Genomic DNA, 14549 nt, shown 5'->3' with positions numbered 1-14549 from the left:
CAGGAGTGTGGTGGTGGGCGGCCGCAGCCTCTTCCCTCCGACAAACAGGGAGATCACAAGCAAGCCATACGAGGCCCATTCTTTCAGGTCAGGAGTGTGGTGGTGGGCGGCCGCAGCCTCTTCCCTCCGACAAACAGGGAGATCACAAGCAAGCCATACGAGGCCCATTCTTTCAGGTCAGGAGTGTGGTGGTGGGCGGCCGCAGCCGCCCACCACCACACTCCTCACTCCCAACCCGGCGCCGCAGGCGCCAAAGAAGAACATAAAAAAAGCCCTGACAACAAAAAAGAATGCTGAAGAGCATATTATGATATAGTTGAATAAGTTTATAGGCCTCTTACAGAATAGATCCTGGCAGATATGCTAAAAAGGGAGTTCAGGCATGGACAAGCAGCAGCAAAGGGGCTCCTGGCCAACCCTGGCATGGAAGACCGCCACTCCACAGAGCTTAAGCATGGATATTCAACTGTTAAAGCAACTAGACGAGTACGCCCGGCAGACAGCATCCCTCCTCAGTATAGTAATTGTGCGTTCCGGCATCATTATTTTTGAGGAATACTATCATGGCTGGGGTCAACACCACTACCACAACATCAACTCGGTTACCAAAAGCGTCACCTCGGCCCTGGTCGGGATTGCCTTGCAGGAAGGTTTTCTGCACAGCCTCGATAAGCCACTGCTCTCATTCTTTCCAGAATACCACACCAGCCAGCCAGATCCACGACGAGAAAGGATCACACTCCGACACATGCTAAGCATGGCCAGCGGCTATGCCCTGGCTCCAGGTGGGATCGAGACCTTTCTAGAGGACACAGCTTCAGTGGTAGGGATGTTAGATCGTCCACTTGAGCATGAACCAGGCACACACTACAATTATGATGATATGGGGGCGCACCTGGTAGCATTGGTGCTGGCGCGCTGTACAGGCATGCCCCTGCACGAATTTGCCAGACAATATCTTTTTGATCCCCTGGGCATCTGGCAAAATGATGAGCGCATACGCGATCCCTGGAAGACTGGTGAGGCCAGCGCGGAAAAACCACATCACTATGGCGTATGGTCAGACCAACAAGCGGGATTGTGGAGTAATGATCTCCAGGGCAATCAGATCGGCGGCTTTGGACTGCAGCTCACCACACGCGAAATGGCACGGCTCGGCTACCTCTATCTCAATCAAGGCATCTGGAATGAACAGCGTATCCTGCCCGCGAACTACATCAAGGACTCCTGGCAAGCACACAGTATCACCAACCGAGGAGAGAAGTATGGCTTCTTCTGGTTTCTATCAGAATATCATGGCAAACGCGTCAATTGCGCAATTGGCTATGGAGGGCAGTTGATCGGGTTCATACCCGAGCTCGATATCGTCGTCGCCTCCACCAGTTCGCCGGAGTCGGGGCCACCATCGAACAGAATCATCCTCAACAACTTTGTCATCCCGGCCATGCAGGTTGAGCCAGGTTTCAATGATATCAAGTAAGCGCTCCATCCTTTTCCCTCGCCGCCGCTGGCGGCGAGTGGAAGAGTGATGATGTGAGAGGAACAAGAAAACAGCTACTGTAACATTTCCGGATCAATCTCACGGCTCTGCTGAGGCAACAGAGAAAGGGGATAATTGGTCGTCAGAGGCTCTACAGTGGGCATGAGGGGAGAGGTTGACGCAACTTTGGGCAACTTTGTCGACAATGTATCCATAACCGAACGCTTGAGCGCGGCGCTCTTCATCAGCTCAGCGGTGCGGACCTGTTGATAAATACGTACATATTTTTCAACCATGACGCGGGCTGAGAAGTTCTCTTCTACATGTTGACGTACCAACTTACGGTCAAGCTTATCAATCTGACCCAGGGCACGCTTCATCTCCTTAAGATCATTTACCAGGAAGCCGCTCTTGCCGTGAGCTACGACTTCGGGGGCCGCGCCACGGGCAAAGGAAATGACCGGACAGCCTACCGACATAGCTTCAATCATGACCATCCCAAATGGCTCTTCCCACTCAATTGGATTCAGGAAGACGCGAGCACGACTGAGGAGGTCAATTTTTTCGCGGGTGTTGACCGGGCCGATATATTTGATGTTATGTCCATCCAATTGTGGCTTGATAACGTTCTCATAATAATGGACCGAGGTCTGTACATGGCGATCAATAGTACCTGCCAGGATCAATTGGAGACCGGCGGCTTTGGCCAGATGAATGGCGTGATGGGCCCCCTTTTCAGGGACAAAGCGCCCTAGCCAGACCAGGTAATTCTCGGGCTGCTTGACAGTTGGCTTAAACTGCTGCATCGGCAGGCCATGATGGACCACGCCAGCAAAGTGCAGAGGATACTTAATCTCAGACTTAGCGTTCTCGCTAATCGCGATCATCGGCACATGCTTGATCCATTCCAGAAAAAAATCATCGGCATCGCCAGTCCAGTTTTGGACGCGGTCGAAGGGGAAACGACTATGCAAGGTTGTCACATAGGGAGTGTTCAATTGCTGTGCCAGTGGAAAAGTGTACATATCGGCGCTGGACGAGAGATGGGTATGCACAATATCAAAATGGTGCTCTTTTATATATTCAATAGACTTATAGGTATGAAAGTATGCCTTCAGGTGCGCCTGCCAGGGTACACCTGCATCGATTAAAGAACGAGGAAAAAATGAAACCAATTTCGCAGAGGTATGGGCATCTCCAGGTGCAAACAATGTAACGTCATGGCCCTGGGCTACCTGTTCCTCGACGATGTTATATATGACATTCTCAGTCCCACCATAATTTTTTGGCGGAATAGTAATCCAAGGCGGTGCAATATGTGCTATTTTCATACTAAACCCTTCACTCTATACTATATACCCCACGCTACATGTTGTTCTACAAACGATACAGGCCACTCCCTGCCCAATAGTTACACGATTAGCGGGAAAAAAAAAGTTACATACGATGAAGCCGGGTGCTCAGCAAGAAATAGGTGTCGCATCTAATACAAGCTAAAGATATACCGTAGCAATTGTTGGATACGCACACATATTTTGACCATATAAAAGGATAATATACAAATAAATACTACAAGTTGCTATAAAGAGGCACAATTAAGTAAGGCTCGAACGAGATTTATTCAGTGACAGCACAAAACAACTCACGTTAGTCAATTAAAAAAGAGGTCCTCAGGTTCTTACAACCAGCAATGCACGACGGCATCTGCCTTTCCTTTTCAGGGAAAGAAGCGATAAGCATGTGTATGATAAGGAGCAAAGATAGTGCTTTCCACAACGTCATTGGGTCAACCCGGGTCTAAAATACCCTTGATCACTAAATATAGTATACACTATAGATACCATTTTTGTCCAAAAAAACAGGAAAAGCATAAAAGATAAAAGGGAATTAAACAGTAAAACTGTATTAATTCCCTTATAATAACAATTTGTGATGTTTTTTACCCCCTCCCGCCTGCGGCGGGAGGGGGTGGAGGGGAATGGGCGGGGACTGTCATGCCCCCAGCATGCCTGCCACCGCCCCCGGCAGGAGGCCTGGCCGGCCCTCCTGCACCTCCCGCTTTTCGCTTTCCTTCGAGCGGGGCACTTCCTTTGGGGCGAGGTGGGAATGGCGCGGAGCTTCCTTCGAGCGGGGCACTTCCTTTGGGGATCGCAGGGGATGAGGCGGGGCTTACAGGTATCGTTTTTTTGGACGCACAACATTGTCCAGCGGGGATGCAAGGGGCGGCGAGCCCCTTGACTGGGGGTTTGGGGGCTGTGCCCCCAACCTCCTCCTTCCCCCTGCCGCCTGACGGCGGCAGGGGGCTTTGGGGAGGCTTTCTTTATGGTACACTATCTATTGACGAGGGATCTGTCAATTATCGATAAATGCTTCGTTTCGCCTATTGGGTACGGGAAATGGGGCACTGGCATTGAACTGTATGGGTCCATGTTAACGATCAGATACAGGAAGCTTGTATGCATTAGAATAGGTAACTGTATGTTTCTTACTTCAACTGATGGCACAAAGATTGCCTATGATGTACAGGGCGAGGGTCCGCTACTTCTCCTCCTGCAGGGGTTTGACGAGCCACGACAGATCTGGCATGAGATCGGCTATGTCGAGCGATTACGCCAGCATTTTCGGGTTGTTACGATGGATCGCCGGGCATTGGTGAGAGCGATAAACCAACTCAGCCTAAGGCGTATCGCTTAGAGCAGATGCTCGCGGATATTTTTGAGGTGGCCGATGCCTGTGAGGCTGAGAATTTTCTGGTCTGGGGCCATTCTTTTGGGGCTTCGCTCACCCTATTGCTTGCATCGCGCTCATCACGCATCAGCCGGGCCGTTGCGGCTGGTAGTTTCTTTGGTCGCGTCTATTTGAAGAGCGCATCAACCAGATTGTTTCGGAACTGGGCATCATGTACAAAGCACAGCAAGAGGGGACGCTCAAGCAGCTGGGCTTCGACAACGAAGATGTACGCTGGATTGAGCAACGCTCACTGCCCGCGCTGATGGCTTGCTGGCAAGCGACAGTCTCCTGGCCGGTGGTCCAGCCCCACGAGATCCGTTGTCCACTCTACATCTATTCGGGCTCAGATGATCGCCGCGATCACTCTAAACACCTTCTGGCGCACCAGTCAGGAACCGAGTATCAGAACAGCTGACTCCACAACATAAGAGCATATATTTTGACCATCTCCCTGTGTTCACGCTCTAGTCGCATGGATAGGTGCTCGAAGGATCATTGTCTTGGAGATGGATCGTTGTCTAACCTCGCCTTAGCACTATGATCTTGTCTCGTGCTGCACAATACGATCGCCCGATGAAAAGCAAAGTATAAATTATCCTTCACGGCAATACTGCCAGAAAATTGTGGCCAAGACCGCGATATAGAATATGACGAGAGTCGGCACCATTAAACGAAGAAAGCGCTTTAACTCGATAAGATGATTCTGGGCCGCTACTTAGTAATTAATGGCCATCCTCGTGGGTATCCATCAAGACACGAAAGATCGTCAAGGCGAAGTGTGGTTCCACATCCGCCGTGGGCCAAACGATCGGATGCGAGTTTTTGGCGCGTGCTGGCAATCGCTAGCTCCTCCCCAATTTCAGATATCCGATGAGCGACCGGCGAGCAGGTTCCGTCGAGGGCAAAAAAGTGGCCTGGCGGTCACACGTATGCGATATACCTCACCACTGATTCAGGCAGTTCGGCAGTGCTTACAGACGGCACTAAATAGCCATTCCAGTACTGGCATGGATGGGGCGAACAGATGTAAGAATGTTTTGTCTCGAGATGTCAGCAGAATATTTTCTTAACAAATCTGGTCCGCCCTTACAGGATCCCTTTTGTCGAATTTGGGCTATTGTAATTTTAAGCTGGGTACCGAAGCTCGGTATACCCTTCTCATAGAACTATAGCAAAGGGATAAAAAGCAGCTCGGTCTGGATAGATCCACCGAGGATTTTGCCGCACTGGGGTGCGTACGTCGCGACAAGGCGCGGACATGCTTTGACTCTCTCTGGCAAGCACGCAGCACGACCATCAAATCAGTATATCTGCTCTCTCGCTGCCTAATCTAAATCCCAACCGTTTGCCAGCTTGTTCAAGGATATCTACACTCATGATTCTACCACAATAGATTCTCATGTCAAATATGTATACTAGATAATGGCTAACTACTACATTTCTTATTTTAATTGCTTATTTTTCATTGGCTGGTATCAATCCAAAAGCCAAGTGCGCAGGTTAATATTACCTGTCTATCAAATCAAGCACTCTTATCTCCACCAAGTGAGCGCAGGACGTGGGGCGCACCCGTGATAGTTTGTTCTGAGTAAAATTGGTAATCCTCTCTGGACAGGGCCTTGCTATCCCATCAAAATGGTTCATTGCCGTCGCCGGTCTGTTACTCATGTTAGCTAAGGGATTTGCAATCTACTTCCAGAGCATTTAGTGTCGCCACCCTGCCATCCAAGTTATTAAACAGCTAACTACTAATGTGCCGTGCGGCTGCATTGGTTGTCATAAGATAATCCTTTCTTGATAGAGCAAGACATAGCTACACAATGCAGTTATGTCTTTATCTACTCAACAAAATTGTATAACGAAAATCCCGCTGGCGCTAGCAGCATATCTATCGTAGAAGGATTTTGACTATGATTTGCATGTATATACACCGGGGCAACACAAGGAAACAGCCCTGGAACATACAATTTGTGGAGTGCGGTCTACTGGCCGCACTCCACAAATTGTATGTTCCAGAAGAGATCGCGCACGGTTAGCAAAGATTGCCAGTACCGGGGCGCAGGTTAGCACAGAGGTCTTTTTTGCTGACAAAACCATCCTTGATAACCGTTTGTTTGATATTATGGATATCAACCGAGATCGGATTATCCAGAATCGAGGGGATATTGCCACCATTGTAGGTTGGTGTCGTAGCTCCTCCCGTCAACCCCTTCACATCTTTACCATCGTGCAGCGCCTTGACCAGATCACCAACCGACTGAGCCTCTTTAGCGATCGGCTTATAGACCGTCATGTTTTGTTTGCCCAGCAAGATATTGCGCAGCCCGGCAACGGTCGCATCCTGGCCAGTCACCAACACCTTCCCTGAAAGTCGGGCACTATCCAACGCCGCAATAACGCTATTAGCCATCCCATCATTCGCCACATAGGCAATCTGGACATCATCTTTCTGGTCCGCCAGCACAGACTCCATCTCAGTCTGGGCCGTTGGATTACTCCAATCAGGTGTAAAGACCTCATTGATGATTGACAACTCATGCGTGGCCAGCAGAGGATCAAGCACGGTATGGGCGCCAATACTGAAGAGCAGGGCGTTGGTATCGGTCTGAGAGCCACTGATCATCGTCAGGTTGACCTGTGCGCCTCTTTTGTACGTCAAATAATGGTCTGCAATATATTGCGCTTGCAGGGCTCCGACCTGGATATTGTTAAAGGAGACATAATAGTTGACATCCGTTGATTGCAGCAGGCGATCATAGGCAATAACCGGAATATTGTGGGCCTTTGCCAGCGTCACAATCGATGCCGCAGCGATACTATCATGCGCGGCCACCACCAGGATACAGTCGCCGTCCTGCATCCCGGTCGTAGCCTGGGCCATCTGGGCATCGGTATCGCCATTGGCATTGTGATAATCAACATGAGCACCCGGAATCGCCTTAGTGATGGCGGCCTCCAGCAAAGGATGATCATCGTGTTCCCAACGATCAGAGGTCGTCCTATCCGGTAGAAAGACACCGACCCGATTACAATCTTTTCCCCATTGCCGGATGGGATATTGTTCGTTCCCGAGGTATCGCCAAAGGCGCACGAGCTCAGCAAGAAGCTTGAGAGGATAAGGGCGCCAGCCAATTGATACCAGAGACGAATCTGTTGAGTTGAACGTTTCATGACTGCACTTCCCTTCATTTGTTATCTCCCACCACCTGGCGCAATTGCTTAATTACTTCCTGCAACTGACCTGAAGCGGCGCTAGCCGAGGTCGCGCCCTCAATCAGCTGATCCGTTACCTGACCCGCGATACGGATCGCCGTTGCCAGGCTCTGGTTGCTCTTCTCCTGGTGGACGGCAACCTTCTCAATATATTGTGCGACCGCCAGTACATCATTTAAGCGTTGGAGCACCATTTGAGGATCATTGCGTTCCCAGTTACGCTTCAAATCATCAGCAATCTCGTCCAGCTTACGCGCAGCCACACTGGTAGCTTCTGTATAATACTGCACCGATTGCAGGGCGGTTTGCGACGACTCCACAATCCATTTTTGCTCGGTTGCCGTTACCTGTTCGCGCGAGGCCAGGGTGTTCAACATCTCACTACTGCTCGTCAACGAACTCACGGAAGAAAGGATCGGCCGCGTAATAGTTCCACCCACCAGCATACCCACCAATCCAGCAAGCAGCATAACAACGGCCGCGATCACATACAGATAGAGGTTCTGCTGGTCGGCGGCTGAAGTAATAGTGCTCATCGGGCGCAGCACAATATAGGTCCAGGGCACGACATGGGTTTTGACCTGGTAAGCCTCATACTCTTCACTCTTAGTCGCAGGCGTAAAGCTAAATGATGCATCAGAATTCGGGTTCTGCTGTAAACTCACTAACTGTGGATCAGGCATCGTCTGTACAGCATTCATCGTATTGCCATAGAGATTCTCATCCTTGACACGCTGCTGTATATCACCCTGGAGGGGTGCGACCGCCTTAAATAGTGGAGCGGGCAAGGTCGTCAGGGTCTTATCAGGATTGGTATAGGCGATACGCACCCCGTTACCATCCAGGATCATGGCGTAGCTACGCGGGGCCGCGCTGTTTTCATTGTTGACCGCAGTCCAGATATCATTCAACAAGAAGGTTGCCCGGCCAAAGCCCACCAATCTACTATTAGATAAAATAAGGGTGTACATATCTACATAAGCCATCTGGGTACGCGTATCCAGGTGTACATCTGAAATCAACGAATTATTGTGATTCTGTAATCTACTCAAAATAGACACTGGAACTTTATCCTGACCACGATCCAACGTACCAGGATAAGAGAGCAACAGGTTGCCGCTAGCATCAAACAATGTCCAGTTGCCATAGTGGGGGTCCAGGTGATTGCCTACCGACAGTTCCTGGCGCGCCTGGTCGCGGTAAGCCTCATCACCAGATATATAATTCTGGATAGCTTGATATTGGCAGATGTACTGTAGATCCTGTAAACGCGCAATCATCAACGTGTCAATGGCCTGAGCATGGGATGTTGCGTCAGTCCCCATCTGATCATTTGCCTGGGCAATCAATGTCGGGCGCAGGAAGAACTCACTGGCCACAACCGTAATTATCAAAGGGATAACCACGGCAAGAACGAGCAAGCCCGACACCCTGGCGGTCAGCGAAAATTTTCTGCGCGGGGACAATACATTCTTGGATAAGACCATACGCTATTTCCTTTTGAAATGCTATTTGATGCAACCGTAAACGCCGCTCACTCGCTCCGCTGCCACTAGCTCAGCCATTCGCATTGATCCGCAGGCAGGAACACCCTGCCAGTTAGACCGCTGCGCTCATACGATTGAACGACATCATGCTATCACAACAGAAACCTTCATCAGATGAGCGGCTAAAGCTGGTTCTTTAGAATAGGTTGATCTGTGTACAGCAAATAGTATCTATATGTGTGGGGTAATGTAAATGATGCATAGAGGTGCTTTTTAGCAGCAACAAACAGAAAAGAAATAAATACGCAACCTTCGCGTCACTACTTAATGCAACAAAGCACTCTACACACACAATTGATTACCTACAACTATGTAGAAAAAAATATGCTTACGGTATAAAAACTGGAAAACCATCATTGGTTCCGTTAGATTTTCCGCAATCTCGCCTTCCTCCGCTTAAAAGGAGGAAGACTAGATTATTAGTTTAATGACTATAGAAAATATCTTGTATACAATATACATCAGATCAGCTTACTCGTATAGTATGTAGTGGTAAAAATAGGACTATTCAGTATATATTGCCAGGATCTTGCTAAAATTGAGCGTTCTTGCTATGCTATGAAATGATATTATCTACTTTTTTATCAATATATGTCTTTATAATTTTAGGTGCGGCTCTATTCCCTGAGTTCAATATTAAAGTGTATATCCTTTTATACCGCCGGGAAGTGTAAAAGGGTTATGCACTTTGACTCGATTTTTTTTGTGGGCCAGCCACCGTGGCTGCTGTCGCTTCGCGCTTCCAGCGCTCAAAAGGGTTTATGGGGTTGCCGAATGCGTGCCTGGCACGCATTCGGCAACCCCATAAACCCTTTTGGATAGGCGCGCCAGCGCACGTCCACACAGAGGCCTTCTTTTCGATGTGTTTTAGCTCGAGAATTTCATGTGGGGCTTCCTTGACAATCCCCACATGCGGTGCTATTCTTTTTCATAAAACGGTACCGTTTAGTTTTATCAAAGGGAGGAAGAGGATGGAAATAGCATCGGAGAAGGAAGGGGAGCGGGCACGGGTCAAGCGTGAGCAGGTGCTTACTGGAGCGCAGCGCGCCTTTTTGCGCGAGGGTTTCGCGGCGGTGAGCACGGATACCCTCGCCCGCGAGGCAGGTGTCTCTAAACGGACGCTCTACACCTATTATCCCAGCAAGGAGGAGCTTTTTGTCGATGCCCTGCGTGGACTCACCATTGAGCAGCCAAAGACACGCGTGCTCGACTTCATACGGGGAATAGCCCCGAGCACTGTTCAAGAACTGCATGAGGCGCTCGTCGCGCTGGCGGAAAGGATTATCGCGGCCACGATGAGCCCGGAATATCTGGCGTTGATGCGTACGATTATCGCCGATTCGCACCGCTTCCCCAGCTTACCGAGGTTCTTCGCTCTACAATTCCCGAATTGGCCCTCCAGGAGATTGGGGACATGCTCCAGCGCGCACAGGAGAACGGAGTCGCTCTCCATGGCGATAGAGAAGCTATGACACGCATGTATTTAGGTCCGCTTTTCAGCTACACACTGCTCGATGGTCTGTTACGGCCAGTGAGTCAGCCACAGCCGCCCGATACAAAGAAGATTCAGCAGATAGTTGACCTCTATATGAAGGCGATTTCAGCGGATGAGAACGCCAGAAAGGCAGAAAGCAATGACAGCAAATAAGACAGACGTGCTCGTGATCGGCGCAGGACCCACGGGCTTGACGATGGCGAATCTGTTGACTCGTAGCGGGGTGAAGGTCAGGATTCTGGACAAAAAGGCCGGACCCACCCAGGAGACTCGTGCGATCGTGGTACACGCAAAAATTCTGGAACTGCTGGACAGGCTTGACCTGACAGACAAGGCTTTTGCAGAGGGCGAGCAGTTGCGGTCCGCTCAATTTTTCACTCAAGGCAGACGAACAGGCAAGCTTACTTTTCTCAATGGCAACGGAGCCAGGCGCACGCCTTATCCCTTCGGCCTGATTTATGGGCAGGACCAGACCGAACATCTCCTGCTCCAGAGCCTTGCCGAAACCGGAGTCCTGGTCGAGTGGAATACTGAATTGCTGATGCTAGACCAAAATCCAGATGGCGCATGGGCGCGGGTTCGCGTAGCCGATGGAAGCGAGGAGACAATTGAGGCGCTGTGGATCGTGGGCGCGGACGGGGCGCACAGTCCCGTGAGACATGCCCTGTCGTTAGGCTTCGAGGGCCAGACCTACTTGCAGACCCTGTTCGTGGCGGACCTGGACATGGAGTGGGAGGCGGGACCCCGGCAGGGCGGCATGGATATGGTGCGTCAGGGGTTCTTCTTGTTTATTCCGATGCACGGCGAGGGGCACTTCCGCCTGTTCGGGTCACTCCCTCCAGAGATGGCTAACCGGGACACGATTACCCTCGACGATGTACGGCACCTCGTTGATACTCAAAGTGGTCTGCGCGTCAATATTCTGAAGGCGCGCTGGATTTCGATCTATCGCACGCATCAACGCCTCGCCGAGCGCTTCCGCGTCGGGCGTGTCTTCCTTGTGGGGGACGCCGCTCACATTCATAGTCCCGCTGGTGGACAGGGCATGAACACAGGGATCGGAGATGCCTTCAACCTCGCATGGAAGCTGGCGCTCGTCGTTAAAGGAGAAGCCCATGACAGGCTACTCGATTCCTACGAAGCCGAGCGCATCCCGTTTGCCCGTTCCATCCTGCGAGGTTCGGACTGGGGTTTTCAAATCCTTGACGCGACCAGATCAGACTTGCGATGGTTCAAGCTTTTTGTACTCCCCCGGCTCTTCCGCCTCATATCACCGCTGCCAATTTTCCAGAGACGCGTCTTCTGGCTCTTTTCTCAACTCTGGACCAGCTACCGCAACAGTCCGGCAGTCGCGGAAGCTGAATCAGGCAAGCGGGAACCAATGGCTGGCGACCGCGCTCCCTATGGTTTTTTCGAGGGCGGGGCGGACGCCGGGAAGAGCATCTTTACAAAGCTAAGAGACCAGGATCATCACCTGTTCCTCTTCGAGGGGAAGCGATCAGCACAATCACAGACAGATTTCCCCGGTCTGGAAGAGCAAGTACAGACCCTGCTCAATGAATATCATGTACCCATCCATCTGCACGCGCTCTCAGCGGAGAATCACAGCCTTCATAACCTGTACCGTGCGGATACTTGCACCCTATTCTTAGTGCGACCCGATGGCCACATTGCCTATCGCGGCAAAGCCGAGAACCTGGCCAGTCTGCGCTCCTATCTCGACGGGCTGTTCAGCAAAAGCACCAACTCGATACGAGATTCCGCGACACCGCAGGTAGCCTCGGGCAGCTAATAGGCGTCACGTATGGGAATGGCAAGCGAGAGGAGAAGCGTAAAACGAGAGAACTTGCCAGGGCATAAAGAAGGCTCCCAGTCTTATGTGATTGGGAGCCTTCTGGTTGATTATTTAGCCATATAGCGATAGAGGACGTAGTTGTCTATCACGTAACGCTTATATTTGCCAGGTGGCTGCCTGGCCATTCTTTGTTCAAGCCAGGGCAAGCAATCATACTGGGGCGTGGTGAGATTGGGGTCCTTAGGACACAGCCAGGAGGCGTTTTTATCGTTATGTACGATGGTGTAGTATGGCGGATAACGGTTATGATCAGGATTGAGGTGGTGATTGATAACACCACAAATCAGTTTTTCGTGACTTTCAAAAATGAAGCTATAACAGCTCCAGTAATCAGTATAGAAATGGGTGATCCCCATACCTTCCAGCTGCGCAATCAGGTCGCTACGCTGCTGATCGGCGGCCTGCACCCTGGGAACCTCGCTAAAGGCGATAACGGTGCCAGTAATTAAAATGGCGGCGACCGCAGCTAGAATGAAGCGGCTGCTATAGACACGGATACGGCGCCAGAGCTCCTGAGGATGCAACTGGCTGGCGGCGCTCCACAAAGGATCAAGCAAGGCAGGCAAGATAATCAACAAACCGATAAGATAGCGAGCGTGATATCCCGGCTGATTGAAGGGCCAGTACTGCGCATAAAAACTACCACCACGCCGATCGCGGCACCAACCATCAAAAGTTGCGCGATACGGCTCACCAGCACGTTATGACGCTCTTCATCGCTAAGGGTTTGCTTATTGCGAATGAAGCGCTGCAAAATGAGGAGGGTAAAAATAAGGGCCGTAAGAATGAGGAGAAGGTAGCCACCCCCCCAGGCGGTCTGGATGATCCCACACTGCAAAGTACGAGGAGTATTGTCGCCCAGGAAAGGATACTCGATCACCGGACAAAAAGGGAAGCCGGTCGCGGTTGGAATCGTTACCTGCACAGTCTCGACGATATTATGCCAGAGACTGATGGTGACGGTCGGATCAATACTTCCCGTACCATGCACCAGGTTAAAGAGAGTCACAAAAGGATTCCGGCCTTTGTGCATGCCATACCAGATTGAGGGAAAGAGGCCAACCAGGACGCCAATACCGCCGAGCAGCCAACCTCCCCAGATCAGCAATTCACGCCAGCAAAAGACGAGTAAGAGGAGCCCTGCCATCGCGAGAAATGGCAGTACAATCATATCGCTCCACATACCCAGGCCAGCCACCAGACCAAAGGCTCCATATAGAGGAAGGCGAGCCAGCCGCGTACGAAACGAGGCATGGCGACGATAGGAACGCGCCAGCCATGCAGCAATCAAGAAGGACAACGAGCCAAACAACAGGGTCTGTGAAGAGCCACCCGTCGCAATAGTCTGGCGCGTCAAATATGGGATTGAGCCCACACTCAGCAGGGCCAGAGTCACCAGAGCCAGTTTTTTTGAAAAGAGCAAACGGGTCAACCAGTACATACAGACAAAGAACAGGCCGACCATCAGAACCACGCCTAAGCGCAACGCGGTCAAGGAGGGTCCACCAAAAATATGAAAGAACATGGCGCCCAGGTAAGCCTCGATCACCCCCATATAATCCTGACCATAAAAGGTCGTGGGGTGCTCGCCATGATAGGCAATATTATAGGCCATAGTTGCCATAATGCCTTCGTCACTATTTGTTGGCGGCCAATGCAAAGCTAATAAAATAACGCGCAAACCGACCGCAAACGTAATGATTGCTGTGGCAGCCACGCCATAAGTATTCTTTTTTAGATACTTCAAAATACGTACACCCGGCACAGGTGCCTCCTCAATTGAAATAGTATAAGAAGGGCATACATTGCTTCTTTTATTATGTAAAAAGACAACTAGTCATACTGCAATTAGTTATCATTTTACAGATGAGTAAAATAGGCGTCAAGAATTAGGTCTAGTTAGTAGTGAAATGTGCTATAGCACAAGAAGGGATTCCCTTCCTAATCTACTATACCAGATTAAAATATGCCTATGTTATTTAGCTGGACCTTAGGGGATTAAAATAGGGGTTTGTCCGTATGGACGTTATTTATCTTTTGGGAGTATGCTGTGATGGGTTCAATAAATATTTTTGAGGGTCATGCCTCTTTGCACATCGCCTACGGTGGCGACGTGCAAAGAGGAGCAGAGCTAAATTTCATGTGTGGAGTGTGCCTGGTGGACAGCCGCGGCCGTCCACCAGGCACACTCCACACTCCCAACCCGGCGCCGCAGGCACTAAAGAGGAA

Annotated in this window: 13 protein-coding genes; 7 read left to right on the top strand and 6 right to left on the bottom strand. The window is 50.5% G+C overall.

From position 1 onward, the window contains the following. Nucleotides 1–83: 83 nt before the first annotated feature. Nucleotides 84–221, bottom strand: coding sequence for a hypothetical protein (locus tag EL645_RS39485; RefSeq protein WP_161977608.1), 138 nt, complete (start codon nucleotides 219–221; stop codon nucleotides 84–86). 161 nt (nucleotides 222–382) lie between these two features. On the opposite strand from EL645_RS39485, the gene EL645_RS22955 reads away from it, so the two are divergent. Next, nucleotides 383–1480: a serine hydrolase domain-containing protein gene (locus EL645_RS22955; RefSeq protein WP_126552652.1), complete on the top strand. Its 1098-nt coding sequence runs from the start codon at nucleotides 383–385 to the stop codon at nucleotides 1478–1480. A gap of 74 nt (nucleotides 1481–1554) precedes the next feature. On the opposite strand, the gene EL645_RS22950 is transcribed toward EL645_RS22955, so the two are convergent. Beyond that, entirely contained in the window at nucleotides 1555–2811 is a 1257-nt protein-coding gene (locus tag EL645_RS22950) for a glycosyltransferase family 4 protein (protein ID WP_126552651.1), read from the bottom strand. 1147 nt (nucleotides 2812–3958) lie between these two features. Between EL645_RS22950 and EL645_RS22945 the strand changes: the two genes are divergently transcribed. Genes EL645_RS22945 through EL645_RS22940 form a run of 3 tightly spaced genes read left to right on the top strand, consistent with a single transcriptional unit; the run spans nucleotide 3959 to nucleotide 4625 of the window. Continuing rightward, nucleotides 3959–4174: an alpha/beta fold hydrolase gene (locus tag EL645_RS22945; protein ID WP_126552650.1), complete on the top strand. Its 216-nt coding sequence runs from the start codon at nucleotides 3959–3961 to the stop codon at nucleotides 4172–4174. A gap of 5 nt (nucleotides 4175–4179) precedes the next feature. Continuing rightward, the gene (locus EL645_RS45680) at nucleotides 4180–4473 is read left to right on the top strand and encodes an alpha/beta fold hydrolase (RefSeq protein ID WP_371865696.1); all 294 of its coding nucleotides are present in this window, start codon (nucleotides 4180–4182) and stop codon (nucleotides 4471–4473) included. Beyond that, nucleotides 4380–4625: a hypothetical protein gene (locus EL645_RS22940; RefSeq protein WP_126552649.1), complete on the top strand. Its 246-nt coding sequence runs from the start codon at nucleotides 4380–4382 to the stop codon at nucleotides 4623–4625. The genes EL645_RS45680 and EL645_RS22940 overlap by 94 nt, the downstream gene beginning before the upstream one ends. A 1617-nt stretch (nucleotides 4626–6242) precedes the next feature. On the opposite strand, the gene EL645_RS22935 is transcribed toward EL645_RS22940, so the two are convergent. Together EL645_RS22935 and EL645_RS22930 are read right to left on the bottom strand one after the other, a co-directional pair. Next, nucleotides 6243–7301, bottom strand: coding sequence for a sugar ABC transporter substrate-binding protein (locus tag EL645_RS22935; protein ID WP_161977607.1), 1059 nt, complete (start codon nucleotides 7299–7301; stop codon nucleotides 6243–6245). 94 nt (nucleotides 7302–7395) lie between these two features. Next, nucleotides 7396–8910 carry a cache domain-containing protein gene (locus EL645_RS22930; RefSeq protein WP_126552647.1) on the bottom strand — a complete coding sequence of 505 codons (1515 nt, stop codon included), beginning with the start codon at nucleotides 8908–8910 and terminating at the stop codon, nucleotides 7396–7398. A gap of 1031 nt (nucleotides 8911–9941) precedes the next feature. Here EL645_RS22930 and EL645_RS22925 point away from each other — a divergent pair. From EL645_RS22925 to EL645_RS22915, 3 genes are read left to right on the top strand one after another with little or no spacing between them, the layout of a single operon-like run. Next, nucleotides 9942–10442 carry a TetR/AcrR family transcriptional regulator gene (locus tag EL645_RS22925; protein WP_161977606.1) on the top strand — a complete coding sequence of 167 codons (501 nt, stop codon included), beginning with the start codon at nucleotides 9942–9944 and terminating at the stop codon, nucleotides 10440–10442. Continuing rightward, nucleotides 10439–10618: a hypothetical protein gene (locus EL645_RS22920; protein ID WP_161977605.1), complete on the top strand. Its 180-nt coding sequence runs from the start codon at nucleotides 10439–10441 to the stop codon at nucleotides 10616–10618. The genes EL645_RS22925 and EL645_RS22920 overlap by 4 nt, the downstream gene beginning before the upstream one ends. Beyond that, on the top strand, nucleotides 10605–12257 hold the full coding sequence (locus EL645_RS22915) for an FAD-dependent monooxygenase (protein WP_161977604.1): 1653 nt from the start codon (nucleotides 10605–10607) through the stop codon (nucleotides 12255–12257). The genes EL645_RS22920 and EL645_RS22915 overlap by 14 nt, the downstream gene beginning before the upstream one ends. 110 nt (nucleotides 12258–12367) lie before the next feature. On the opposite strand, the gene EL645_RS22910 is transcribed toward EL645_RS22915, so the two are convergent. Both EL645_RS22910 and EL645_RS22905 read right to left on the bottom strand, forming a co-directional pair. Continuing rightward, on the bottom strand, nucleotides 12368–12898 hold the full coding sequence (locus EL645_RS22910; protein WP_126552643.1) for a hypothetical protein: 531 nt from the start codon (nucleotides 12896–12898) through the stop codon (nucleotides 12368–12370). Then, a complete protein-coding gene (locus EL645_RS22905; RefSeq protein ID WP_126552642.1) occupies nucleotides 12892–14085 on the bottom strand; it encodes an ArnT family glycosyltransferase in 1194 nt (397 codons plus the stop codon). The genes EL645_RS22910 and EL645_RS22905 overlap by 7 nt, the downstream gene beginning before the upstream one ends. Between the last annotated feature and the right edge of the window lie 464 nt (nucleotides 14086–14549).

This window comes from Dictyobacter kobayashii, from assembly GCF_003967555.1.
Classification (GTDB): Bacteria; Chloroflexota; Ktedonobacteria; order Ktedonobacterales; family Ktedonobacteraceae; genus Dictyobacter; species Dictyobacter kobayashii.
The sequence above is the reverse complement of the archived record's forward strand: the minus strand, read 5'-3'. Positions and strand labels throughout refer to the sequence as shown.

Excerpts from the sequence above, each read along its gene's own strand:
- EL645_RS22950 (WP_126552651.1), bottom strand. The coding sequence starts at position 2,811 with ATGAAAATAGCACATATTGCACCGCCTTGGATTACTATTCCGCCAAAA.
- EL645_RS22930 (WP_126552647.1), bottom strand. The coding sequence starts at position 8,910 with ATGGTCTTATCCAAGAATGTATTGTCCCCGCGCAGAAAATTTTCGCTG.
- EL645_RS22945 (WP_126552650.1), top strand. The coding sequence starts at position 3,959 with ATGTTTCTTACTTCAACTGATGGCACAAAGATTGCCTATGATGTACAG.
- EL645_RS22915 (WP_161977604.1), top strand. The coding sequence starts at position 10,605 with ATGACAGCAAATAAGACAGACGTGCTCGTGATCGGCGCAGGACCCACG.
- EL645_RS22955 (WP_126552652.1), top strand. The coding sequence starts at position 383 with ATGGACAAGCAGCAGCAAAGGGGCTCCTGGCCAACCCTGGCATGGAAG.
- EL645_RS45680 (WP_371865696.1), top strand. The coding sequence starts at position 4,180 with ATGCTCGCGGATATTTTTGAGGTGGCCGATGCCTGTGAGGCTGAGAAT.
- EL645_RS22920 (WP_161977605.1), top strand. The coding sequence starts at position 10,439 with ATGACACGCATGTATTTAGGTCCGCTTTTCAGCTACACACTGCTCGAT.
- EL645_RS22940 (WP_126552649.1), top strand. The coding sequence starts at position 4,380 with ATGTACAAAGCACAGCAAGAGGGGACGCTCAAGCAGCTGGGCTTCGAC.
- EL645_RS22925 (WP_161977606.1), top strand. The coding sequence starts at position 9,942 with ATGGAAATAGCATCGGAGAAGGAAGGGGAGCGGGCACGGGTCAAGCGT.